Here is a 24,296-nt window from a genome sequence, read left to right as displayed (position 1 = left end):
TCACTTCAAACGCGAAGTTGCCAGAAAGCAACGGCCGCCGCGGCCGCCACGTTCAGCGAATCTACCCCGTGCGACATAGGGATGCGAACCACATAGTCGGCTCCTGCAATCGCTTCGTGCGAAAGACCATCTCCCTCAGTACCCATCACAATAGCCAACCGGGACTCGGCCTTTAAAACGGGATTGTCTATGGAAATGGAATTGTCCGTAAGCGCCATGGCCGCCGTGCGGAAGCCCAACTCACCAAGCACACCGGGAGGACCGTCCATCCACGTCCATGGCACAAGAAAGACCGTCCCCATAGATACCCGGACTGCACGACGGTTCAGAGGGTCGCAGGAATTCCGAGTCAACAGCACGGCATCCATGCCAAGAGCCGCCGCCGAACGGAAGATGGCTCCGATATTAGTGGTATCCACCACCCCGTCGATAACCACAATACGCCGGGCTCCCCGGCAGACTTCCTCCATACTCCTCGGAGCAGGGCGGCGCATGGCACAAAGAACGCCCCGTGTCAAGACGTAACCGGTCAGTTCGGCAAGCAATTCCCTGTCGCTTGTGTAGACGGGTATATCGCCACAGCGCTCAATGATTTCGGCAGCATCCCCATAGATGTGCTTGTGCTCACACAAAAGAGCCAAAGGCTCATAACCAGCGTCCAAAGCCACTTTGATAACTTTGGGACTTTCTGCAATGAACAGTCCCTTGTCTGGTTCGATACGGTTGCGCAACTGGGCTTCGGTAAGAGTGCTGAACACTTCCACACCGGGATGAGTTAATGATGATATTTCGATAACAGCCATATATTATATTACATGCGGAGAATATTTTTATCGCTCTCCACGGACAAACATATTCTCATAGTTGGATTCTCCTCGGCAACCCTCATGTTCCACCAATCCTGACAATGCTTCGGGGAACATTTGCACAAATTTATTTCCAAAATCAGATTTCACATTGCCGGTATCAAAAACCGCATCCAATAGCCGCCCTTTGCATTCAATCCTTACGTTAGGCGTATTGGAGGATAAGAACATGTTAGTTTTTTCGTTTGTTATCTGATATGGAAAGATAAACGACAATCTAGAAGCGACCTTCATCATGTGCAACAAACTATAAATTAAACATTCTAACATAAACAATTCATGGTACCGGATTCATTTCCCCATCTAAGAACTGAATTTGTATGCAAAAATACGAAATATCTGCGATATAACGTTTATAGAACACTTAATAAACAAGATAAAATCCTGGCAAATGATTAACTGCAAACCATGCTTCATATTCAGAAGAATATGTTTACTTTTGCAAAAGCTTTCCTATACCTCCCACAGCATGCAATTACTGCATACGTTGCAAACAAGAAAAGCATATCAAACGTAAAGAAAAGAAATCCCGTTAAGATGAAAGAAAAAGAACTTGAATTTTCCGATGTCCCCAATAATTTCCTTTGGTGCATCGACCGGCAATGTCCCAAGTCCGGAACCTGCCTCAGGCAAGTGGCAGAAAGGCTTGCCCCCACAGACCTTGTACAATATAGCATCGTCAGTCCCAAGCATATAGCTAGTCTGGGAGGAGAATGTCCCTACTACTGTTCCAGCACAAAAGTACAATATGCCAAAGGATTTCTCGGCATATTGGAAAACCTCACGGCCAAGCAGGTACGCTTCTTCGCCCAGCGACTTATAAGCAACTCCAGCCGCCGAACCTACTACCGGGTCCGTAGCGGAGAACGCGCCTTATCCCCCGCAGAGCAAGAATCCATACTGAATGTCCTCAAAGAGTGCGGAATAACCGCCCCAATGAAATTCGATTCCTACTACTACGACTATTTATGGACGTAAAAACACACCCATAATCCACACTATAGATTGCAAGCTGTGCCACCATACTGGCACAGTTGTGCCTTGCCTATGGCACAAGTTTGCCAATGGGATGGCACAGTTGTGCTATAAGCAAGGCACAAAACGCTGTGACTTACCGTCAACTCTATATTCCTTTGATTGTCTTCATCAGTTGTTCTCCCAGTCCGATGGTATATCCTTGCGATACGAAGACCACCCGATTGAAAGTATCGGCTATGATGAATATCGGCAGGCTCTCTTTATGCTTCAACTTCATGCTTTCTGCAATCTGCGCAGCGATACCGTCCGTATCTATACCATAAATAATGGTAGAAGGCAAATCGGGGAATGACTCGCGGGCGAACTTGCCGGCTTTGGCTTCATCAGGAAACAGCAACACCATCTTACGCCCCCACTTCTCCAAATCGGCCTTAAACGAAGCTATGTCGCGCAACGCATGATTGGTAGGCTCCTGATTGACACCCAGAATACCTACGACAAAATAACCGCGCCCGCAAGCCTGCAACAGGCTTTGCTGGATTACGGAACCGTCATCTGACAACGGAGTGAAGAGAGACTCTGAATTAAAGTTTCCGATAACCTGCACTTCATCCCTGCTCTCGCGCATCACCAGCTCGATGTCCGTTGTCTTATCCGGCAAAATGCAAAAAGAAGAGATTCGGGAAAGTACCGCACCGCTGGCAAGGCGCGTACCGGTCACCAAAACATAATCACCGGCATCCAAAGGCGTCCCTTCTTTCAGCAGGTTGCTCCACGTAATACCACCGCCCATATCCGTATCGCCTTCGTCATAGGAAAGCAACTGCAAATTTCCCTGCGGAATCTGTCTGGAAAGAGTGAAATGAGAATAGTATTTCGGGTTGTCTAACGAGCGGATAGGGTTATAGGAAGCCACCAGCCTACCCCTTTGTCCCAATTTCTCTTCCTGAAACTGTACATCCAAGTCCACGTCCACCGCACCATCATCCCCTATCAACTGCACCTTGCCGGTCACTTCGTTGATACGGGCTGGGATTGCCATGCTACGTGCCATAGAGACGAAGAAGATGTCACGGCTATGGGCATCAGCCACACGAGCTTTCCAAACACCTTCCGGAGAGATAGGAGCTCCGCCCAGATTACACTCTTTGTCTACACGGATATTCCGGGCAACCCATGCCACCAGTTTCATCGGCTCTGCCCTGTATGCCTCAGCCTCTTCCTTTGAAACGGCCTTCTTGAAAAAGCCCTTGTAGGGAGTCAGCATTTCGTTGCTTACACGCGGATTGCGCACATATCTGCGGAAATAGTCGGGGTTCTTGCACATGTCGGATTGCATGTGGTCCATTAGCACTTCCAGCGTAACGTCACGAAGGTCTTTTGCCGAAATCCGTTGCAGCAGGTCTATTCCTCCCCTCTTTGACTTTTCAGAACGCAACCGTGCCATGAAGTCAGCAATAACCTGGTGGTTCCCTCTGGAAGCTATCAGAATCCGGGAAACGGCATCCTCGTCGAGTTTGTACTGCCGTGCAAAGTAGCGTGCCGCCTCATCCGTCATAAACGTAGCCATGTAAGCATGGCGGATAGAATCTTCATGAGCCATGCGGCAGTCGTTCGCAGCACGTTGTTCGGGGGTGACTTCCGGCATTTCGGCACTTTCGGGAGGAGGCACCAGCTCAAAATCGGCAGTAAAAGTATCACCGGCAGCTTTGTCCAGCGTCACGGTCAGTTCATTATCCTTACCGAAAGAAAGCTTGGAAAAACCGAATTTTCCGTCTTTGGAAGCCCATATCATCATGTCACCCTTACCGGCTGTCAGGAACACCTTTCCTTCCGCATCCGTCTGCTTCCGAGCCACGGTATAGAACTCTGCATAATTGTAGAGTTTGAACTCCACACAAGCATCAGACACCGGATTGCCTTGCCCATCCGTTACCGTAACGATGGCCTTGGCCGTCGGTGCATAGTTACCGATTACATTGATTTCCGTATAATTGGAAGTGACTGACATTACTTCTTCTGCTCCTTCATAACGTCCAAAAACTTTGGTATGCATCAACATGCCACGGCTGGCCGGAGCATTGAACCAACCAAGATTGAGTACCGGTTCCGGTTCACAAGCACCCAAAAAATACCATTTCCCATCTGCCCATGCCTCTACCCACGCATGATTGTCGTCCGTATGGGCCCAACGGGGCGTATAGACCTGACGGGCAGGAATGCCTACCGAACGCAGGGCGGCAACCAACAAAGTGGATTCTTCCCCACAACGTCCGTACGCTGTGCGTACCGTTGCCAACGGCGAACTGGTACGGGCGTCAGAAGGAGTATAGACAGCCTTTTCATGACACCAATGGTTCACCTCCAAAATGGCATCGTAAAGGGAAAGGGATTTCACACGATTTTTCAGCTCATCGTAAAATATTACCCGCGCGCTGTCCAGTTGCTCGTTGTTCACCCGCACCGGAAGTACAAAATGACGAAACAAATCCTCAGGAATAACTTCTCCCCAAGGCATCTCATCTGCAGCCTTTTGGGAGGCGCGCACGTTCATCAAATGAAATTCTCCGGGATAATCGGTAATATCTGCCAGAGGCATATAGGCATAAAGGAACTCCAAAGCTTCACGCTCGTACGGCGTCAAGTCCGTATCGAATATGGCAAACAAATCGCCTTGCGGCAATCTCTCTTTTTTTTGATTGAAGTCCTGCTCCACACGTTGGTGGTAAGAAGCGTCTGTAATGAAAGAACGTCCGCCACAAGAGGTCAGTAAACATACTAGTCCAAGAAATTCTAGAAGTCGTGCAACTCGTTTCATAATACTTTTTATTGAGGTTGAGCCACAAAAATAAGGATAATATTTCAATTTTTACTTCAGATGTATCACTAAAATCGTATCCCCGGAGAAAGTGAAGCTGCATTTGTCATAAGACGGCGGGCCCATAACACCTCGGACATCATTGCTGAATCCGTACTTCTCTGTAGGAATGCCCAAAACGGCAGTATCCAGTTTCCCATTTCCGTTCTCGTCTTGAAAAAGCGAAATGGCATACGTACCCGCAGGTAACCCCTGGCAGGGAATGGAGAGCGGCGTATCTTTCACATCTATCCGGAAGGCGGTCAAAGGTTTCTTCATGAATGTTTCTTCCGAATTGTAGATGGCGACATAGAGATGCCCTTCCACCTTTTCAATGTCACACACTTCAATAGTCAGATTCTAGGCAAAGAGCAGCTGGGCGGCACTTTGCACCGAAAATACTAAAAAAATAATCATCATTTTCATCTTTGTTCATTTTAAAAAGGTCATTGTCTAAAAATTGGATACATCGTAGGCGGTCTTCTTACCTAAAGTCACATACTCTCCTACATAGAAAAAATGGTCGCTGGAAGCAAGACAACTTTCGTATCGGCATCTGTTTCTTCCAACGCCAGATGGTCATAAATAATAAAGTTCAGCTTTACAGAAACGCCCTTCATTGTCGTACTGAACGCCCCAATTGTACTGCATACATACTTCCGACATCAACTGCGACCGACGCACCAGACAGTAGTTCTCGGGCAACTGTGTGTATCGCCCAACAATTCCCGACAGCATCATGTTTCCCCCAATACATGCGATTGTTATCATCCGTCCCGGACAACAGATAATGATTCCTATAATTGCGGATAAGAGTTTACGAAACTTGCGTAACATCTTTGTCATATATAGATTGCAAAATATAGTATTTCTGGAGAAAATAAAGGATGAACAGCCACTTTTTATGTTATAAAACACATTTTTCGCAAACATTTCGTATCTTTGCAACGTTATAAGATAAAAGAAAAGATGTAAAACCCGCTTTCCGAAACGCGGAGAGCACAAAAAGATGAGAATTATGAAAAAGAATGCAAATGAAATTTTTATGTTACAGTACCAAATCAAACGCTATCAAGCAATGGGTAATGGAACAATGTGCCAAACACTGAACGGTAAACTACAAAAACTGCTTGCAAAGCAGTCCTTGTAACCATGTAAAAAACACCTTTAAATACAATGAATGAAGGGGGTGTATCAAAACCCTCTTTTTAACAAAATCACCCTTGCTACAGATATCTGTGACAGGGGTGATTTTCATATTTTTGGTGTTTTGACACATCCCCTTTTCTTTACAGGAAGTAAAGCCCCTGAACACTCTCCGGCTCCAGCATTTGAATCATTCAAGCCTCTACAATATCCTTCCCAAAAGGAGTCAATGCCAATCCGGCCAGTTTAAAATGCTGCAAGCCAAACGGAATACCGATAATAGTAATGCACAGCAACAGCCCAAACCCCAAATGAGAAAGACTGATCCAAATGCCACCCAAAAATATCCAAAGAATATTCATCAGCACATAAAGACAACCACCGGAGCGTTCACCACTACGCACCTCCTTGCCGAAAGGCCACAAAGCAAGTGCAGCCATCTTCAGGGTTTGCATGCCGAAAGGAATGCCGATGATGGTTATCATCATCAACAAACTAGCTATGAGATACTCCACTGCCGTGAGAATACCTCCAAACAATAGCCATAAAATATTCATAAAACAGCCCATACGCCCTATCTGTTTAAGGAGTTATTCTAACTCCAGATTAATTCTCCTACTAATAAACAATGTAATGCAAATATACGATTATTTCTTCCAATGATTCACCTCCCAGTCACTAAACTCGAAACTAAGCTGTTCCCAGACACCTTTTTCCTCACTCTCTTCACGGGGATTGGAAACGGAAATCCCTATCAAACGAATGGGACGGTGCTCATAATCAACTTCCTGCAACAACTGTTTGGATAAAGGCAAAATGACATCAATAGACATTAGCCCTCTTCCTTGAGTAATGCTACGAGTTATCTGACTGAAATCATGAAACTTTATCTTCAGCGTCAACGTATTCCCATGAAAACCGATATGTTCCAGCCTGTTCACCAACTCTACAACAATATGGTACAACTCTATAATGACGGATGAACGCTTACTGATGTCCTTCTCTAAAGTATGTTCACACCCCACAGACTTGCGAATGCGGACAGCCTCTACCGGACGGGAATCGATGCCACGGGCAAAATCATAATAGATTGTCCCCACTTTGCCAAACTCGCGCATCAGCATCTCCAAAGACTGCATGCGCAGCTGCTCCCCATTGTGAATCCCCAAAGAGTGCATCTTCTTTGCCGTTACCGGTCCCACTCCCCAAAAGCTTTCAATGGGCAGCCGGGCAACAAAGTCCAATGCCTGAGCAGGATGGATGGTACAAAGCCCGTCCGGCTTGCGGTAGTCCGAGGCTATCTTGGCAAGAAACTTATTATAGGATATGCCGGCTGAAGCCACCAGATTCAATCTCTCCCGCACCTTCTGCTTTATCTCCTTCGCAATGTCCACAGCCAAAGGAATGCACGGCTTGTTCTCCGTCACATCCAGAAAAGCTTCGTCCAGCGAGATGGGCTCGATGATATCCGTATATTCATGGAAAATTTCGTGTATCTGACGGGAAACGGATTTGTAGACTTCCATCCGTCCCGGAATAAAGATAAGTTGGGGACACAGCCGCTTTGCCTTCAGCGACGACATGGCAGAACGCACCCCGAAACGACGTGCCTCGTAACTGGCTGCCGCCACCACTCCCCGCTCCTCTGCGTAACCCACAGCTATGGGCTTGCCCCGCAGTACAGGATTATCGCGCTGTTCTACAGAGGCGTAGAACGCATCCATATCAATATGTATGATTTTACGCTCGTTCATCATCTTCCAACTCCCGGTGCAAATATACACCATTTTCTTGTGCAAAGTATCTGCCGATAAACATAAATGAATTCAGGTTTCAAAAAGAAATCTGCAAAAATCCATGCAACCGGGTAATCCAAGCCAACAGCCGGATAGCCAAAAGCCAAGACATTCAGCAGACTGACCATTTTCATTTTGCAACCAAGTTGCATCCCCTTTACGCTACCTTTGCAACAGAAAATTAAAACAGGAGGAAACAAAATGAGTTGCAAATGCTGCTGCACACATGAACATACAGCAATACAAGAAAAAAGAAACAGTCTGCTGAAAGATTATTGGAGAATCATCCTCTCCGCTCTATTACTTTTCGGAGGTATCATCCTGAATGCTACTGACGCTACCTTCTTCAAGGGAGAATATGTATCTTTGATATGGTACCTACTCGCCTACTTCCCCGTAGGCCTCCCGGTGATGAGGGAAGCCTGGGAAAGCATCCTGCAAAAGGACGTGTTCAGCGAATTCACCCTTATGTCCATCGCCACCCTCGGCGCCTTCTATATAGGCGAATATCCCGAAGGCGTTGCCGTCATGCTCTTCTACTCCTTGGGAGAGCTCTTTCAGGACAAAGCCGTAGACAAAGCCAAGCGTAACATCAGCGCCCTGCTCGACGTACGTCCCGAAACGGCAACGGTCATCAGAAACGGCAGTACGCTTGTCGAAGCTCCCCAACGCGTACAGGTAGGCGAAACCATCGAAGTAAAAGCCGGAGAGCGCGTCCCCCTGGACGGAACGATGCTGGACGAAGTTGCCGCCTTCAACACCTCCGCACTGACGGGAGAAAGTGTTCCCCGCAACATCCGCCAGGACGAAGAAGTGCTTGCCGGAATGATTGCGACCGACAAGGTCGTACGCATCCAAGTCGCCAGACCCTTCGAGAAAAGTGCTCTTTCCCGCATATTGGAACTGGTGCAGAATGCTGCCGAGCGCAAAGCACCGGCAGAACTTTTCATTCGTAAGTTTGCCCGTATCTACACACCCGCCGTCACCGGACTGGCGACGTTGATTGTACTGTTCCCCTTCCTCTATTCGCTGGCAAATACACAATTCTCGTTCATCCTCAATGACTGGCTATATAGGGCATTGGTCTTTCTGGTTATCTCCTGCCCGTGCGCCCTCGTCGTAAGTATTCCGTTAGGCTACTTCGGAGGAATCGGCGCCGCCTCCCGCCTTGGCGTACTCTTCAAAGGCGGCAACTACCTCGATGCCATCACCCAAGTCAACACGGTGGTATTCGACAAGACGGGTACGCTGACCAAAGGCACCTTCGATGTACAATCCTGCCAGACACAACCGGGAGTTCCGGAAGAGAAGTTGATACAGCTTGCCGCCTCGGCAGAGCGAAACAGTACGCACCCCATAGCCAAAGCCATCGCAAGCTATGCCAAACAAAGAAATATAGAGCTGATTGCCACAACGGACGTTATGGAAATTGCCGGCCACGGACTGCAAACCACTATGGATGGAACGCGCGTCCTGGTAGGCAACACACGCCTGCTGACTAAATTCGGGATAGAATATCCTGATGAATTGTCATCAATTGTCGATACGATTGTGGTCTGCGCCATCGGAACAAAATATGTCGGTTATCTGTTATTATCAGATACATTAAAAGAAGACGCCGTCAATGCCGTCAAAGAATTAAAAGCTTTAAATATCAATAATATTCAGATATTATCGGGAGACAAACAAGCCATTGTTACTAACTTTGCAGAAAAGCTAGGCATCACCCAGGCATACGGAGACCTGCTGCCGGACGGAAAAGTGAAGCACATCGAAGCACTTCGCAGCAACCCTGCCAACCGGATAGCCTTTGTGGGCGACGGCATCAATGATGCCCCAGTTCTTGCTCTTAGCCATGTGGGCATTGCCATGGGCGGACTTGGCAGCGATGCCGCCATCGAAACCGCCGATGTAGTGATACAGACAGACCAGCCTTCGAGAGTGGCCACCGCCATTCGTGCAGGCAAGCAAACCCGCCGGATTGTCTGGCAGAACATCTCGCTGGCTTTCGGAGTGAAGCTGCTTGTCCTCATCCTCGGTGCCGGTGGAATCGCCACACTTTGGGAAGCTGTCTTTGCCGACGTAGGCGTCGCCCTCATTGCGATAGTGAACGCCATACGCATACAGAAACTTATTAAATAGAAAAAATGGAAGAAAAGAAATATTTGGACCTATTGGCAAAAAGAGAAATACAACCCACCGCTATCCGCATCCTGATATTGCGCACCATGATGCAGGCAGGCTGTTCCGTCTCATTGCTCGACCTTGAAACCATGCTGGATACGGTAGACAAATCCACCATCTTCCGTACCCTTACCCTATTCCTCTCCCATCATCTGATACACAGTATAGATGACGGGACGGGCTCCTTCAAGTATGCTGTGTGCAGCGACAGTTGCTCTTGCGCCGTAAGCGACCTGCACACCCATTTCCATTGCGAGAAATGCAACAAAACCTTCTGCTTCACCAACAGCCCCACTCCGGTGGTGAAACTGCCTCAAGGATTTACGCTGAACAGCATCAACTATGTACTGAAAGGCATTTGTCCGGACTGTGCAGCAGAAGCCAACCGGGAGGCTTAGTTAAAAAATAAGAATCCATGCAGTCATTCATGTTCTTCTCTATCTTTAAAAGGTATGCCTGCGCTATATTCCCGACCCAATATCAGTATAATATATATCAAAACCCGTTGGCGGAATTAAATTAGCACATATTTGACTCTGCCAATGGGGCTTCCATTCTTACAGTTAATATATTGCAGTATTGTAAGTGCGCTAATCTTCCCGACAATCCGGGTAAACAATCCGTCTGTATCTTTCGCATAATTCCTTATAATCATAAACCGGTCACACAACTGCGAAAATAGGATTTCAATTCTTTTTCTAGCTTTTGCAAAAACCGGATTACTATAGTCCACCTTCACATCCTTCAGATAATGAATATCATGTACACTTGCCTTGGTGAGGTCAAAGGAATGGATGACTCCACTTAATCCACAGAATGCATGGAATTTATATCCGCAATAATACACTCCTTATGACGCACAGTATCCTACCCCGGTGCTTTCTCAAAATCCTTCTTCCCCATACCGCAACGCTTGGAACGGAAAAAACGACATACCTCTATCGGCTTCAAGTCAATGCAGAAACAATTTTCGCCTCCATCCATTTCCGCGGCCATTCTTTCCCGGATTGTATTGCAGAGGGATGAAGTGATTTTACGTCTGTCATTGTATTGTGTATTGTCTGCGGGATATAAGATTGGGAATTTCAATCTTATACTCTTGTAACTGTGCAAACAACAATGACTCACTGTCAATACCAACAGCTTCTGACGCCATATTCAATGCCACTATTCCAATGTCTGAGAATCTGGAAACTACTCCTCTTCTTGGCACATTCCCTGATTCATTGACTTAATTAACGGCTACTTGCTTGCATATGTTCAGAAATTTTGCGAATATTGCATATAGGTTGTGCATACGATATTTGTCTATTAAAAGTCTGGTCACCTTTAATTTACCAAATATCAACAATATGCACAATTTTTTATACATAAATCTTTTATCAATTTAATTCCGCCAACGGGTTATTTTTGCACAATTGATAGTATTCACCCAATCTCAACTGCATGCAACCTTTTAATGAAAAACAACTTTTAGAGGCTATCAGTAAAGGAAACGAAAAGGCTTTTGAAATTTTCTTCCTGCACTATTACCCACAAGTCAAAGGATTTATCACCGGATTATTACAATCACCGGAAGAAGCGGAAGATATATCGCAGGATATATTTCTAATGCTGTGGGGCAACCGCTCATCCCTCAATACAATCAACAACTTCAAATCTTATCTTTTCCGTGTCTGCAAAAATGCGGCATACCGGCATATCGAACGTGCGTTACTATTCAAAAACTACCAGCAAAAACAAGCCGAAAAGATTGTTTCCACACCGGAAAACAACGAAACTGACAACAAGATACAACTTAGGGAACTCGAACTACTGGTAGCAATGGTTGTGGAAAAAATGCCTCCGCAACGGAAGAAAATATATAAGATGAGCCGGGAATCAGGAATGAGCAGCGATGAAATAGCCCAAACGTTAGGCATCAATAAACGGACTGTCGAGAACCATCTTTCACAAGCCCTCACAGACATACGGAAAGTGCTATTTATTGCCTTTATTCTATTTTTCTAAAAAAAATATGAATTCAGACCGTGCGTAGTTGACCAGTTACGTATCTTATATAAGAAACCATCACCATAAAAACATTAATATGTCGAATACCTATAAAATAATTAAAAATTTTGTTTCCGACAAGTTCAGTCCCGAACTTAAGGAAAAGATGTGGAGATGGCTCATTGACTCCGCAGGACAGGACGAGAAGGAAGAAGCAATGATGCAGGTATGGGAAGAACAAGAATTCAAAACCGATGCAAGCACCATATGCTCTTATCAGAATTTCCGCAAGAAGTTGCCGCATTCACAAAAAACAGCCATTTCTTATACGTTGCGCAAATGGGGACAAGTAGCGGCAGCATTACTCATCCCCCTGCTGTCCATATGGATAGCTTACTTGTATATACAACCCGACGAAAAACCTGTAGAATTGGTAGAATACTTTGTGCCTAAGGGAGAACAGAGGCAAATCACTTTGCCCGACGGTTCCATAGCGCATCTCAATTCAGGGACATTGTTAATATATCCACAGAAATTTGCTAATGACATGCGTTCCGTATATCTGATGGGAGAAGCAAATTTCGATGTAAAGAAAGATAGCCAACATCCATTCATTGTCAAGACCAGCCATCTGAAAGTTAAAGTTTTGGGAACCAAGTTCAACGTACACGCCTATCCGGAAGATAAAAAAACAATCGCTACTCTTGAATCAGGCTCAATTGTTGTTCAGAAATCGAACGATGAGGACATCATTACTCTGTCACCCGATGAGCAACTCGAATATGAGAATCCAACCGGAGAATTCAATAAAAAAATCATTGACGCTTCCTTATACTCCGGTTGGACCAAAGGTGAATTAAACTTTGCCGGAATGACTCTCAAAGACATTTTCACTACAATAGAAAGAATATATAATATACATATCATCGTTCCTCCACATCTAGCCACTACGGATGTATATACGATTAAATTCAAACATAAAGTTCCTATCAAAGATATCATGAATATTGTAACAAAAACGATAGGAAGCATCGATTATAAAGTAGAGGACGAGAACGTGCTTTTAATTTATTCACCTCAAAACAAGAAAGGAGGCAGATAGGCAGAAAAAAGGAAGCCGGTACTTCGCGGATACCAACTCCCCTAAATCAATCAAAATTACTTGATTCAATTTGTAGCATACACTTAAATTAGTATTAATGATTAACTCACAAAAGTATGAAACTTTATAAGTTATCGGGTAAGAATTACCCCGTAAAAATTCATAAAATTTATATATTGTTGTTTGCTTTATGTTTTTATAACACAGCCTTCGGGCAAAAACAGCAAATAACGGTATCTATGAAAAACCAATCTCTATTAAAAGTATTTGAAAGTATTGAAGCCCAGACAGATTTAAGTATTGCTTATAATCAGACGAAACTGGACGTCAAACAAAAGGTAACCGTCAATTTCACCAAAGAAACAGTTTCTTCTGTTCTGGACTCGATATTAAAAGGAACCGGATTCACTTACAGACCGGAAGGGAAACATATCATCATAGTCCCTGTTCCGACAAAAGCGGAAATGCCTTCCAATAATACAACTCAACAGAATATAAAAATAAGGGGGATCGTCACAGATATGCAAGGCGAGCCTTTGATTGGTGCCAACGTTCTTGTAGAGGGTAGCAAGCAAGCTACTATTACCAACTTCAACGGAGAATTCTCATTGGAAGTTCCGGCAAATGGTAAACTCCGAATCACTTATATCGGATACACCACACAAGAAGTTCCTGTGAAAAACCAGACATCCTTCAACATACAGTTGCAGGAAGACACACAAATAATGGAGGAAGTTGTAGTTATCGGATTCGGTACACAGAAAAAAGTGAATATGACCGGAGCCGTAGGAGCCGTAAACGTTAAGGAATCCTTAGGTGACCGTCCTATAACCAATGTATCGGCAGCTTTGCAAGGTGTTGTGCCTGGTTTGAAAATTGAATCGGCCACAGGTGCTCCCGGCGATAATATGACATATAATATCCGTGGAACAACTTCCATCAACGGAGGTGAGCCCTTGGTGCTGGTCAACAACGTACCGATGGATATCAATATGATTGACCCACAAGATATTGAAACCGTATCTATCCTGAAAGATGCCGCTTCGGCAGCTATCTATGGAGCGCGTGCCGCTTTCGGTGTTATCTTGATAACGACAAAACAAGGTAAAAAAGATATGGCTCCCAAATTCAACTATAATAACAACTTCTCCTTCTCGAAAGCATTGGAGTTGCCGCAAAAAGCCAGTCCATTGGAGTCGGTATTGGCCTACAAGGAGATGGGATGGGCGAATGACACGTATGTGGACGGAAAAAACATCACCCAGTGGGAATCATACATACGCGACTACCAAAGCGACCCTTCCAAATATCCTAACGGTTATATATTTGACGACAAAGGCAATTTGTTTTTAATGCGGGAAAACGATATGTTTGCCGACATGATGGAAGAATTCGGCTTCATGCAGAACCACAGTTTCTCCGTATCGGGAGGTAGCGAACGCACCAATTACCGCTTAAGTTTAGGATATACCGGTGAAGACGGAATTTTGATAACAGACAAAGACAAGTTTGACCGTATCAATATGTCCAGCTTCCTCAGCGTGGATGTCAACAAATGGCTTACCACTCAGTTGGATATCAGATATGCCAACTCTACTCAAAATAAAGTAGAGCAAGGCGGCCGCAACGGTGTGTGGGGAAGTGCGATGGCTTTGCCATCTTACCATAACATCCTGCCGTATGAACAAGACGGTGTAGTATATCCGGCCGAAACATCGGCTACTTATGTACGTTATGGCGAACCGAGAGTTATCAAGAAAAATGACCTGCGCACATTGGGCCGTGTTATCATATCTCCGTTAAAAGGATTGAAAATAACGGGTGAATATACATTTAACCGCACTACCGAATACAACCGGATGTATATCAACAAATACCGATACATCGGTTTCAACTTTACGGGAGTCCTGAACAATGTGGAAAACTCTAGTTATGCCCTGACACAAGGAACCACCAACTACAATGCCATCAACGTATTTGCCAATTACGACTTCTCCATAGGCAAACACGACATTGCCATCATGGGAGGATATAACCAGGAAGAGAGCCACAAGGAGTCCCAATGGTCGCAACGTACGGACGTATTGTTGGAAAATCTGCCTTCTCTTTCAGGCTCGACCGGTACGGCTTCTGTCAGCGATAGCTTTGACGAATATGCCATCAGAGGTTTGTTCTACCGTGTCAATTACGCATATGCCGGCAAATATATGCTGGAAACCAACGGACGTTACGACGGAACTTCCCGTTTCCCGAAGAAGAACCGTTTCGGATTCTTCCCATCTTTCTCAGCCGGATGGAGAATCTCTGAAGAACCATTTATGGAAAAAACAAGAGACATTCTTTCCAACCTGAAACTGCGCGCTTCGTGGGGTTCTATCGGAAACCAAATTATCCTGAAGCCTAACAATACCCCCGACAATTATCCGTACATTCCTTCCATGGCGCCTTATCTCACAGAATGGTTAGTAGACGGACAGAAAGCCACTACATTGGCAGTTCCTGTAATGGTAAGCAACAATTTCTCATGGGAGAAAGTATATACACTGGACTTCGGTGTCGACTTCGGATTCTTCAATAACCGCCTGAACGGTACTTTCGACTGGTATCGCCGCGACACCAAAGGAATGTTGGCTCCCGGTATGGACTTTCCGTGGGTAATCGGTGCTACTGCCGCCAAACAGAATGCCGCCGACCTGAAAACCTATGGTTGGGAATTGGAATTGAACTGGAGAGACCGCATCAACAAAGACTGGAGTTACCGGATTGGCTTCAACCTATACGACTCACAAAGCGAGATTACGAAGTACAACAACGAAACCAACCTGTTGGGTGACAACATTTATCGTAAAGGTATGAAAATGGGAGAAATATGGGGATACGTCACCGACCGTTTCTACACCGTAGACGACTTCAACGAAGACGGAACATTGAAAGCCGGTATTCCTAAACCGCAAGGAGCCGGAAAAGTGTATCCAGGAGATATCCTATACAAAAACTTCGACGATGATACAGAAACCATCTGGAGTGGACGGGGAACGGCAGACAACCCAGGTGACCAACGCATCATCGGTAACTCAACACCGCGCTTCCACTACGGTATCACCGCAGGAATAAGCTGGAAAGGATTTGACTTGTCTATTTTCCTACGCGGTGTGGGCAAACGCGATTACTGGCGTACCGACCAGATTGCATGGCCTACCGGAAACTGGGGTAGCTTGTTTAAAGAAACGCTCGACTTCTGGGCACCCGAAAACACGAACGCACACTTTCCGCGCGTATATGCCAACGATGCAGTAAATACCTCCTACAACCGTTGGAAACAAACCAAGTATCTGGCAGATGCATCTTACTTGAAATTACAGAATATCACACTTTCGTACACGCTGCCCAAAACGTGGTCGCAACGCATCTATTTTGATGAAATGAAAGTATTCTTCAGTGGAGAAAATCTCTATACTTGGGACCACTTGCCCGAAGGATTGGAAACCGATATGTTGCAAAAAGGCATTTGGGAATATCCGTTTATGAGAAAATTCTCTCTTGGTATCAATGTTACATTCTAATAACCCATGCATTATGAGAAAATATTTATATCTGATATGTACGGTTTTATTAACCGGCTGTCTTAATAATGATTTCCTGGAAAGGTATCCTTTGGGAGACCCGACCGCCGAAACAGCTTTTAAAACATACGACAACTTCAAGGCTTACGCCTGGGGACTGTACGAAACCTTGCCTTCATTGGGATACGGTTCGGAAAACTCTACGGACGACATCTCGTACAACCAGACAAGAGGTTCGAGCGAAAGTAACTGGATTCGGAAATTAGTGACTATTCCCGACACAAAAGACAATACTGTATGGAGTTACTACAGCTATATCCGCCGTGTGAACTTAATGCTCGACCGCATCGAAGGCAGCGATATGACGGATACGGAGAAAAAACACTGGCGTTCTGTGGGATATTTCTTCCGCAGTTACCGCTACTTCTCTCTCCTGTCGGCCTATGGCGGTGTGCCCTGGATTGACCACGTATTGAGCGATGATGAGACAGAATTAATCGAAGGCCCGAGAGCATCGAGAGATGAAATAGCCGAACATATCCTGAACGATTTGAAAGATGCCGAAAGGGATATCAATGTAGACGGCGAAGGGGCAAATACCATCAACAAAGCCTGCGTGCAAGCACTGTTGTCGCGTTTCTGTCTGTTTGAAGGTACATGGCGTAAATACCACGGTTTGGGTAATGCTGAAACCTACCTGCGAGAATGCAAGCGGGTATCTGCCGAACTGATAGAGAAGTATCCCAACGTAGCCGACTGCTATGACGACTTATTCTGCTCGCTGGAACTGAAAGACGTTCCAGGTGTAATTTTATACAGAGAGTACTCGAACACCGTCGGTGTGGTACACGCTGTAAGTATCGGCGGAACCACTGCCACATCGTTCTACAATCCTACCCGTGATTTGGTAGACAGCTATCTTTGCTCGGATGGTAAGCCACGCTGGACAAGCGTTCTGTTTAAAGGCGATGAAGACCTGTACGATGAATTCAGCAACCGCGACCACCGTCTATGGCTGCACGTCACTCCGCCTTACACCGTAGACCGTAGCAAATCGAACGACGCATGGGACAACAAATGGGAATTTACCGACAATCCTAAAGACAGAAGTTTCATCGACAGCCTCAGCACGCGTATAGGAATAGGATACGGCACTTCCAAAGAGCGGCAGAAAACGTTACCGTTCCGTCAAGGATATATCGGCGGTATCTTAGGAGCCTCGCCACACTTCGACTTCTTCTTGAACAACCAGCCGTGGTATAAATCAGCTTTCGGATACAACAACTGGAAATACTATTGCTGCTACTTAGACATGGGTAGCCAACGAAATGAGGAGACGGATATGCCTATCTTCCGCATCGAAGAAGTGATGCTGAACTATGCGGAAGCCATGTGCGAATTGGGCGAATTCGACCAGACCGTAGCCAACCTTACCATCAACAAGTTGCGCCCACGTGCTAATGTAGCACCGATGATTGTTACGAATATCAATGCTTCTTTCGACCCGAAGCGTGACAAAGGAAACTCCGATTATTCGGGCGACTACGAAGTAAATCCCCTGTTGTGGGAGATTCGCCGTGAGCGACGCATCGAGCTCTTCTCCGAAGGTTTCCGTTTCGACGACCTGAGAAGATGGAAGAAATGCCACTATGCACTGAAAAAGAAACTCGGACAATTTGTACGTTCATCCGACTTCCCCGGCGTCAGTGTCACCATCGACGGTGGAGGTAGTGAAGGGTATCTTGAGTTCCATCCCCAACAGACTCATCTGTGGCCCGACTATTATTACCTCAACCCCATCCCACGCAACGAACGAGTGTTAAACCCTCAACTCGAACAAAACCCCGGTTGGGAAAGTGAGAATTAATAAATAGACCTTAATCAATTAAAACTGTCCAAAGTGTTTGCCACTTTGGACAGTTTATTCTTAACTTTACCTACAAATAACCATTATCAAGATAACCTGTATGAAACACCGATTATCCATTCTTCTCCTGCTTGTATCCTATGCAGCCATCACATGCGGTCAAATCGTCTTTCCCTCTCCCAACCAAGTGGAAATGAAAAAAGGCAAACTCACCTTACGAAAGAACATTTCCATGTACACTGCGGACACCACCGCATTTTACGTAAGCCTTTTGCGTAGCGAAGTGCTCCGCAACTCTTCCGTCAAATGGCAGTCCAACGCATCGACCGCTCACATCTGCTGGATGAACGACCCGTCGCTTCCGCCCGAAGGATATAAGATAAGCATCAATCCGAAACAGATGACCATAACCGCCTCCGGCGAAAGAGGATTCATCTACGCCGTGCAGACTTTGCGTCAATGGGTTTCGGGCCCGGCCGGGAAACTTACCTTTGCCTATGCCGACATCACCGACTCCCCCAGTATGCAATGGCGCTGTTTTATGCTGGATTCCGGACGCCAGTACCAACGGGTATCCACCATCAAAAAGTACATCGACATGGCTTCCCTGCTTAAAATGAACTACTTCCACTGGCACCTGACGGAAGGGTTGGGATGGCGGATAGAAATCAAGCGGTATCCGCGCCTTGCCCAAATAGGAGGTTCGGTAGGAAAGGCAGAAGAACAACACGGATTCTACACACAGGAAGAGATACGTGAAGTAATCAGCTATGCCAGCCAGCGCAATATCACCATCGTGCCCGAGATAGATATGCCGGGACACGCGGAAGCTGCTCTTTCCGCCCATTCGGAGTTGGGCTGCTTCGGGCTGCCCGTCGAAGTGCCTCAACATGGATTCACCCAAAACATATTCTGTGCCGGAAAAGATGAGGTGCTGACTTTCCTGAAAAACGTATTGGACGAAGTATGTGAACTATTCCCCTCCCCCTACATCCATTTGGGAGGAGACGAAGCACCGAAGGGGAATTGGAACAAATGTGAAGACTGCCAAAAGAGAATAGCAGCGTTGAATCTGAAAGACAGTCACGACCTCCAACTATGGTTCTCCGCACAGATGGCAAACCACTTGAAGCAAAAGGGACGCAAAGCCATCTTCTGGGGAGATGTCGTATATCAGGACGGATATCCGCTGCCCGACAATACAGTCATCCAATGGTGGAACTACCGTGGACATAAAGACTTAGCGCTCCGCAATGCACTCAAACACAACTACCCGGTCATTTGCAGCTCCAACTACTATACGTATCTCAACTTCCCGCTCACTCCGTGGCGGGGATATGCAAAAGAACGCACGTTCGACTTGAAAGACTTGTATTTGAACAATCCTTCAAACAAGGCCTGCAATGAAAAGAATCCTTTGATTCTCGGCATGAGCTGCGCATTATGGACAGACGACGTAGTGACGGAACGCATGATAGACCAACGCCTGTTTCCCCGCATCATCGGACTGGCAGAACAGATGTGGTATCAGGGAGAGCCACTGGACTTTACCCGTTTCTATGAGCACGTGCTTCAAAAGAAAGAATGGTTCGAACAGCAAGGATATGAATTCGGGCCGGCTTTAAAAAGCGAAGTGCCGCAAGATTACAAATGGGATTAAAAAAAGAATATCATGAATAAAAGGAACTTATTTATCGGTGTTTCCGCCCTATGCGGCAGTTATCTACAAGGGCAGACTTTACATACACAACCCAACATTATTTATATTTTAATGGACGATCTGGGATATGGGGATATTGGGTGTTTCGGACAACAAAGAATAGAAACACCCAACATCGACCGTTTATGCAAAGAAGGCATCAAACTGACACAGCATTATTCCGGTTCGCCTGTATCAGCTCCGGCACGTTGCGTATTAATGACGGGCATGCACTCTGGACACGCACAAATCCGTTTCAATAATGAAATGACCGAACGCGGAGCCGTCAACAACTATGATTCCGTATATGTGCATAAAGAACTGGAAGGACAGTTCCCCTTGCAAGCCAACACGATGACTATCGGACGAATGATGCAACAGGCAGGGTATGCTACCGGATGTTTCGGAAAATGGGGACTTGGTTATCCGGGATCCGAAGGAACGCCCGGCAAGCAGGGCTTCAATCAGTTTTATGGATATAACTGCCAGCGCCAGGCACATACGTATTATCCACCATTTTTATATAAGAATGAAGAACGTATCTATTTATCCAACAAGGTGACCGACCCGCACCGAAGTCCCTTAGACAAAAATGCTGACCCGAACGATCCGGCCAGTTATGCCAAATATACGCAAAAAGAATATGCCAACGACTTAATCTTCGATGAACTTCTAAAATTCGTCAGTACCAATCAATCCACTCCTTTCTTCCTGATGTGGACTACTCCCCTACCACATGTATCCCTACAGGCTCCTGAACGTTGGGTGAAGTATTATGTAGAAAAGTTCGGTGACGAAGAACCCTATACTGGCAAAGCGGGTTATCTGCCCTGCCGTTATCCACACGCCACCTATGCAGCAATGATCAGCTATTTTGATGAACAAATAGGCGGATTGATAGAAAAATTGAAAAAAGAAAATCTATATGAGAATACACTTATTGTTTTCACTTCCGACAACGGAGCCACATTCAACGGTGGAAGTGATTCGCCCTGGTTCAACAGTGGCGGTCTTTTCAAGTCGGAATATGGATGGGGCAAATGTTTCCTGCATGAGGGTGGAATCCGGGTTCCGGCAATCATGACATGGCCGGGACATATCAAACCTGGTACGGAAAGTAATCATATTTGTGCTTTCCAGGATGTAATGCCTACCTTGGCTGAGATAGCAGGGATTTCTTGTCCACCGACAGACGGTATCAGTTTCCTCCCTACATTACTCGGTAAAAAAGAAGAGCAAAAGCAACACGAATACTTATATTGGGAATATCCCAATCCCAGAATCGGAAACAAAGCAATCCGCATGGGAAAATGGAAGGGAATCATTACGAATACACGGAAAGGCAATACACAGATGCAACTCTATAATCTAGAGAATGACATCAGGGAAGAACATGATGTAGCTGCACAGCATCCCGATATCGTGAAGCATCTCGAACAATTAATGAAAGAGGCTACCAAGTAAATCGGTTTTGACTCTTTTTATTACAGATATTATTTGCTACATAAAAGGAGATGATGGTTAGTACCGTGTAACATTTAAAGCATTTTTAATATCATTGGCTTTAACATAAAAAGAGCATTTGTTACCACTCGCATCTAACATAGAGCCTTTATGAATACCCACTGTGTATCGTGTATCTGTTGAGCTTACATACGAATAAACAATGCCACCACTATCTCCACCTGCTGAATTATATCTCGTTCCTGTCATTGGATAAAATTCTATAGCTTCATCTTTATCTTTAATTCTTGCAGTTGTCGTATAAATTTCCCCCCAAGTACGCTGAGTCGTCTGACCTATTTTATTAACAGTAAAGCCGACACCATATTCTTTAATGTCAGGACTTATTTCACCACTAGCTGTACTTCCTGGGTATTTATATAATTGGTTAGAACCCTCATAATCTGAATTTGTTATCTCAATAAAAGAAGCATCCACAGTCCCTTTATTGTCTGAGTGCTGAACTGTATATATCTGCATCACTCATCACTTCCAGTCGTCCGGTCAAGCCATCATTTGTCAACATCATATTACTGCAAACCTTTACTCTCCATCCGATAAAGATCTTGAATTTCTCGGGGGATTTTTGGGCATATAAGTTCTCCTCATTCAGACTTCTTACACCTCCGATACATAAATGTACTTCTTCTCCGTTCATCATTCTGCTCATGGAACGGATATGAAAACAGAAGACCATTCTCTGGTAGTAGATGGTCTCGTCTTCAGGTTTAAGTTCCTCCTTCCTCTTGGTCAATGCACTTGGTACTCTGCCAAAAATCTTATGTGATACTCTGATTTCTGTGTTTCCAAAGTTCTCACCGGTAAAATACATTCTTGCGGCATCTTCTACCTGGTGGATAAATTTCTGGTGGCTGATTGTTAGCCGGTTGTCTCCGAAGCTGGGTACAATACAGTTCCTTTCAAGTTCTTCAAGTGTGATGCCGGAAGTATTACTCTCAATAAAATTAGGATGCTCTTTCTGTTCTTCTTCCGATACGATTACAGCATCTTCGATATTAACTGCATCCATCATTCTTGTTACCATTCCGATTGTTCTTGGAATGACAGTAAGTTCATTAGTCATTGTTTCCATACTCTTGTTATTTTTTAGTCGGTTAATAAAATGCGGTGAAAAAACAAAAAGCCAAGAGGGGTCATTTCTTTGCTTTTATGAATATACCTCTTAGCTTCTTTATTCCTTTGAGTATTGAAGTTGCTACCTCCAATACCGTTATTATCACGTCCGCTTTCTTGTCATAATCCATTCACAGACGTTCTATCAGTTTTCAGTCGCAGCGTCAACGGCCTTGACTTCACCCGTGGCAATCTTCTCTTTTCCGAATTTGCCACCATACTTTTCTGCAAGTTCGATTACTACGGAACCTGCCACGATAATCTCGGCCACATAAGCTGCGACCTTCAATCCTTTAATTAAATTTCCCATGTCTCTTAGTTTTAAATTGTTAGTTATTATGTTTCTATTCTCTATTTCTCTTATATACTTTTCTCATATATAAGGCTTTGAGGGGAAATCAAGGAAGGGAGGAGAAGAAAAAAAATGAAAAGCCGTCGTCACAGTTCCTCGCTCTGACTTGACTTTCCGCTATTCCGTTCGGTTTTGTATATAGAGACTAAAGCTGCTACAACTACTCCCGATTTCCTAGCCATCGAATTAAATTTCTAACCATTATCTGAAATTAGAGTTAACCCGGTAATTATTTATTTTCATTAATGCTTGAAGCTAACGCACTCTTCATTGCAGTGCTGAATAATGCTCCAAGCTTTTTATCATATATAAGGATTTGAGGGGATTGAAAATGGAGAAAGTATATATTGGATAAGACTCTGTAAAAGCCTCTGATTCTCAATAAAAAGTATTATCTTTGCAGAAGGAAAGGACAGATGTTATGGTAAAAACAAAAGCAACGAAAGAAGAGACTTTAGCCAAATTTCAGGCAGCAAGAGAAAAAAAACGTGTTTGTCTCGCTAAATTGGAAAAATCAATGAAGAAGACCTATAAAAAACGTACCGGTAAGGAAGCAGATACTTTTTTTGCATTATGAAACAGCTTCTTTCACTGAAACACATTAACGAAAATTCTTCATATCCGGTAGAAACTGCTGGAGAAGATGGATTTTATCAGTTCTTTACGGATGAAGGAGTACATTATTCCGTAGGTTTTATGGAAGATGATATTTTACTGTCACGGAACTCATATCAATTGATTATAGCCAATATCAATAACCATAAGTCTCCCCGTGACCGTAAAGTACGTGACACGATTATTGCCATCGTTGATGAATTTTTCAGAAATAGCAACTCAACATTGCTCTATATCTGCGAGACTGGTGACAGCAGGCAAAGTATGCGTAACCGGTTGTTTGAGTATTGGTTTTCCACTTATAATCGGAAGGCTCTGTTTACAATGATTTCATCTTCGATTGTTGATGAAGAAGGTGTCGTAAACTTTGCAACGATAATTCTCCGTAATGACAATCCTGATTTGACGGAGATTATAGCTGAGTTTACAGAATCCATCCAACTGCTCAGTCAAAAACCTGAATGACAGGATAGGGAATGGAAGAGAATGGGTCTGCTTTTTGGTACTCTGAATCTTTTTGTTTACCTTTCCTCTAAAAAGAAAAATCTCCCGCTCTTATATTCGCATGTAACTTACTTGTATCTAATTAATTATACTTATAGTCCGTAAATTTTCCCACAAAACGTCTAAGACGACAAGTAT

At 44.8% G+C, this 24,296-nt stretch carries 20 protein-coding genes and 2 pseudogenes; 12 read left to right on the top strand and 10 right to left on the bottom strand.

Annotated features, from left to right (window positions below; translation table 11 throughout):
* Window positions 1–5 precede the first annotated feature (5 nt).
* Window positions 6–803: a TrmH family RNA methyltransferase gene (locus M1B78_RS06720; protein WP_257931756.1), complete on the bottom strand. Its 798-nt coding sequence runs from the start codon at window positions 801–803 to the stop codon at window positions 6–8.
* 600 nt (window positions 804–1,403) lie between these two features.
* Between M1B78_RS06720 and M1B78_RS06715 the strand changes: the two genes are divergently transcribed.
* Window positions 1,404–1,844 (top strand): DUF6078 family protein, encoded by a 441-nt coding sequence (locus M1B78_RS06715; RefSeq protein WP_176469356.1) that lies wholly within the window; start codon window positions 1,404–1,406, stop codon window positions 1,842–1,844.
* Between the two features lie 145 nt (window positions 1,845–1,989).
* Here the strand turns inward: M1B78_RS06715 and M1B78_RS06710 are convergent, their stop codons facing one another.
* The 3 genes from M1B78_RS06710 to M1B78_RS06700 all read right to left on the bottom strand — a co-directional run bounded on the left by M1B78_RS06710 (window position 1,990) and on the right by M1B78_RS06700 (window position 5,538).
* The gene (locus M1B78_RS06710; RefSeq protein ID WP_257931755.1) at window positions 1,990–4,662 is read right to left on the bottom strand and encodes a transglutaminase domain-containing protein; all 2,673 of its coding nucleotides are present in this window, start codon (window positions 4,660–4,662) and stop codon (window positions 1,990–1,992) included.
* Between the two features lie 51 nt (window positions 4,663–4,713).
* Window positions 4,714–5,046 carry a DUF2141 domain-containing protein gene (locus M1B78_RS06705; RefSeq protein WP_419180050.1) on the bottom strand — a complete coding sequence of 111 codons (333 nt, stop codon included), beginning with the start codon at window positions 5,044–5,046 and terminating at the stop codon, window positions 4,714–4,716.
* Window positions 5,047–5,280: 234 nt separating this feature from the next.
* Window positions 5,281–5,538: a hypothetical protein gene (locus M1B78_RS06700; RefSeq protein ID WP_246866942.1), complete on the bottom strand. Its 258-nt coding sequence runs from the start codon at window positions 5,536–5,538 to the stop codon at window positions 5,281–5,283.
* A 181-nt stretch (window positions 5,539–5,719) separates the two neighbouring features.
* Here M1B78_RS06700 and M1B78_RS06695 point away from each other — a divergent pair, with 181 nt between their 5' ends.
* A complete protein-coding gene (locus M1B78_RS06695; RefSeq protein WP_255260542.1) occupies window positions 5,720–5,851 on the top strand; it encodes a hypothetical protein in 132 nt (43 codons plus the stop codon).
* Between the two features lie 190 nt (window positions 5,852–6,041).
* Here M1B78_RS06695 and M1B78_RS06690 read toward each other — a convergent pair whose 3' ends face one another.
* On the bottom strand, window positions 6,042–6,416 hold the full coding sequence (locus M1B78_RS06690; protein WP_136010547.1) for a YccF domain-containing protein: 375 nt from the start codon (window positions 6,414–6,416) through the stop codon (window positions 6,042–6,044).
* Window positions 6,417–6,494: 78 nt separating this feature from the next.
* Complete coding sequence (gene dinB / locus M1B78_RS06685) at window positions 6,495–7,601, bottom strand: DNA polymerase IV (protein WP_257931785.1); 1,107 nt, start codon at window positions 7,599–7,601, stop codon at window positions 6,495–6,497.
* A 243-nt stretch (window positions 7,602–7,844) separates the two neighbouring features.
* On the opposite strand from dinB, the gene M1B78_RS06680 reads away from it, so the two are divergent.
* Both M1B78_RS06680 and M1B78_RS06675 read left to right on the top strand, forming a co-directional pair.
* The gene (locus M1B78_RS06680; RefSeq protein ID WP_257931753.1) at window positions 7,845–9,785 is read left to right on the top strand and encodes a heavy metal translocating P-type ATPase; all 1,941 of its coding nucleotides are present in this window, start codon (window positions 7,845–7,847) and stop codon (window positions 9,783–9,785) included.
* Window positions 9,786–9,790: 5 nt separating this feature from the next.
* A complete protein-coding gene (locus M1B78_RS06675) occupies window positions 9,791–10,225 on the top strand; it encodes a Fur family transcriptional regulator (RefSeq protein WP_257931752.1) in 435 nt (144 codons plus the stop codon).
* Between the two features lie 116 nt (window positions 10,226–10,341).
* Here the strand turns inward: M1B78_RS06675 and M1B78_RS06670 are convergent.
* Window positions 10,342–11,199 (bottom strand): annotated as a pseudogene (locus M1B78_RS06670) (transposase).
* Window positions 11,200–11,273: 74 nt separating this feature from the next.
* Here M1B78_RS06670 and M1B78_RS06665 point away from each other — a divergent pair.
* The 6 genes from M1B78_RS06665 to M1B78_RS06640 all read left to right on the top strand — a co-directional run bounded on the left by M1B78_RS06665 (window position 11,274) and on the right by M1B78_RS06640 (window position 21,514).
* A complete protein-coding gene (locus M1B78_RS06665) occupies window positions 11,274–11,837 on the top strand; it encodes an RNA polymerase sigma-70 factor (protein ID WP_257931751.1) in 564 nt (187 codons plus the stop codon).
* A gap of 79 nt (window positions 11,838–11,916) precedes the next feature.
* Entirely contained in the window at window positions 11,917–12,921 is a 1,005-nt protein-coding gene (locus M1B78_RS06660) for a FecR family protein (RefSeq protein WP_257931750.1), read from the top strand.
* 116 nt (window positions 12,922–13,037) lie between these two features.
* Window positions 13,038–16,484: a TonB-dependent receptor gene (locus M1B78_RS06655; RefSeq protein ID WP_257931749.1), complete on the top strand. Its 3,447-nt coding sequence runs from the start codon at window positions 13,038–13,040 to the stop codon at window positions 16,482–16,484.
* A 13-nt stretch (window positions 16,485–16,497) separates the two neighbouring features.
* Entirely contained in the window at window positions 16,498–18,351 is a 1,854-nt protein-coding gene (locus M1B78_RS06650) for a RagB/SusD family nutrient uptake outer membrane protein (protein ID WP_136010542.1), read from the top strand.
* Window positions 18,352–18,451: 100 nt separating this feature from the next.
* Window positions 18,452–20,011, top strand: a complete 1,560-nt coding sequence (locus M1B78_RS06645) for a beta-N-acetylhexosaminidase (RefSeq protein WP_257931748.1) — start codon at window positions 18,452–18,454, stop codon at window positions 20,009–20,011.
* A 12-nt stretch (window positions 20,012–20,023) separates the two neighbouring features.
* Complete coding sequence (locus tag M1B78_RS06640; protein ID WP_257940229.1) at window positions 20,024–21,514, top strand: arylsulfatase; 1,491 nt, start codon at window positions 20,024–20,026, stop codon at window positions 21,512–21,514.
* A 57-nt stretch (window positions 21,515–21,571) separates the two neighbouring features.
* On the opposite strand, the gene M1B78_RS06635 is transcribed toward M1B78_RS06640, so the two are convergent.
* The 3 genes and pseudogenes from M1B78_RS06635 to M1B78_RS06625 form a co-directional block, all read right to left on the bottom strand.
* Window positions 21,572–21,991: a S1 family peptidase gene (locus M1B78_RS06635; RefSeq protein WP_257940228.1), complete on the bottom strand. Its 420-nt coding sequence runs from the start codon at window positions 21,989–21,991 to the stop codon at window positions 21,572–21,574.
* A gap of 13 nt (window positions 21,992–22,004) precedes the next feature.
* Window positions 22,005–22,646: pseudogene (locus tag M1B78_RS06630) on the bottom strand (DUF3871 family protein); the annotation flags it as partial.
* Between the two features lie 186 nt (window positions 22,647–22,832).
* A complete protein-coding gene (locus M1B78_RS06625) occupies window positions 22,833–22,997 on the bottom strand; it encodes a hypothetical protein (RefSeq protein WP_257940226.1) in 165 nt (54 codons plus the stop codon).
* Window positions 22,998–23,460: 463 nt separating this feature from the next.
* Here M1B78_RS06625 and M1B78_RS06620 point away from each other — a divergent pair, with 463 nt between their 5' ends.
* Both M1B78_RS06620 and M1B78_RS06615 read left to right on the top strand, forming a co-directional pair.
* A complete protein-coding gene (locus M1B78_RS06620; protein ID WP_257940225.1) occupies window positions 23,461–23,616 on the top strand; it encodes a hypothetical protein in 156 nt (51 codons plus the stop codon).
* A complete protein-coding gene (locus tag M1B78_RS06615) occupies window positions 23,613–24,119 on the top strand; it encodes a DUF6169 family protein (RefSeq protein WP_257940224.1) in 507 nt (168 codons plus the stop codon). Before M1B78_RS06620 ends, M1B78_RS06615 begins: the two co-directional genes overlap by 4 nt.
* The last annotated feature ends 177 nt before the right edge of the window (window positions 24,120–24,296 follow it).

It is taken from the genome of Bacteroides muris (ex Fokt et al. 2023) (genome assembly GCF_024704895.1).
GTDB classification, from domain to species: domain Bacteria; phylum Bacteroidota; class Bacteroidia; order Bacteroidales; family Bacteroidaceae; genus Bacteroides; species Bacteroides muris.
Note: the sequence above shows the minus strand (reverse complement) of the source record. Positions and strands in the feature narration are given on the sequence as shown.

What these genes read in the sequence shown, in the direction of transcription:
- M1B78_RS06720 (WP_257931756.1), bottom strand. Translation starts at nt 803, where the DNA reads ATGGCTGTTATCGAAATATCATCATTAACTCATCCCGGTGTGGAAGTG.
- M1B78_RS06715 (WP_176469356.1), top strand. Translation starts at nt 1,404, where the DNA reads ATGAAAGAAAAAGAACTTGAATTTTCCGATGTCCCCAATAATTTCCTT.
- M1B78_RS06710 (WP_257931755.1), bottom strand. Translation starts at nt 4,662, where the DNA reads ATGAAACGAGTTGCACGACTTCTAGAATTTCTTGGACTAGTATGTTTA.
- M1B78_RS06700 (WP_246866942.1), bottom strand. Translation starts at nt 5,538, where the DNA reads ATGTTACGCAAGTTTCGTAAACTCTTATCCGCAATTATAGGAATCATT.
- M1B78_RS06695 (WP_255260542.1), top strand. Translation starts at nt 5,720, where the DNA reads ATGAAAAAGAATGCAAATGAAATTTTTATGTTACAGTACCAAATCAAA.
- M1B78_RS06690 (WP_136010547.1), bottom strand. Translation starts at nt 6,416, where the DNA reads ATGGGCTGTTTTATGAATATTTTATGGCTATTGTTTGGAGGTATTCTC.
- dinB (WP_257931785.1), bottom strand. Translation starts at nt 7,601, where the DNA reads ATGAACGAGCGTAAAATCATACATATTGATATGGATGCGTTCTACGCC.
- M1B78_RS06680 (WP_257931753.1), top strand. Translation starts at nt 7,845, where the DNA reads ATGAGTTGCAAATGCTGCTGCACACATGAACATACAGCAATACAAGAA.
- M1B78_RS06675 (WP_257931752.1), top strand. Translation starts at nt 9,791, where the DNA reads ATGGAAGAAAAGAAATATTTGGACCTATTGGCAAAAAGAGAAATACAA.
- M1B78_RS06665 (WP_257931751.1), top strand. Translation starts at nt 11,274, where the DNA reads ATGCAACCTTTTAATGAAAAACAACTTTTAGAGGCTATCAGTAAAGGA.
- M1B78_RS06660 (WP_257931750.1), top strand. Translation starts at nt 11,917, where the DNA reads ATGTCGAATACCTATAAAATAATTAAAAATTTTGTTTCCGACAAGTTC.
- M1B78_RS06655 (WP_257931749.1), top strand. Translation starts at nt 13,038, where the DNA reads ATGAAACTTTATAAGTTATCGGGTAAGAATTACCCCGTAAAAATTCAT.
- M1B78_RS06650 (WP_136010542.1), top strand. Translation starts at nt 16,498, where the DNA reads ATGAGAAAATATTTATATCTGATATGTACGGTTTTATTAACCGGCTGT.
- M1B78_RS06645 (WP_257931748.1), top strand. Translation starts at nt 18,452, where the DNA reads ATGAAACACCGATTATCCATTCTTCTCCTGCTTGTATCCTATGCAGCC.
- M1B78_RS06640 (WP_257940229.1), top strand. Translation starts at nt 20,024, where the DNA reads ATGAATAAAAGGAACTTATTTATCGGTGTTTCCGCCCTATGCGGCAGT.
- M1B78_RS06625 (WP_257940226.1), bottom strand. Translation starts at nt 22,997, where the DNA reads ATGGGAAATTTAATTAAAGGATTGAAGGTCGCAGCTTATGTGGCCGAG.
- M1B78_RS06620 (WP_257940225.1), top strand. Translation starts at nt 23,461, where the DNA reads ATGGTAAAAACAAAAGCAACGAAAGAAGAGACTTTAGCCAAATTTCAG.
- M1B78_RS06615 (WP_257940224.1), top strand. Translation starts at nt 23,613, where the DNA reads ATGAAACAGCTTCTTTCACTGAAACACATTAACGAAAATTCTTCATAT.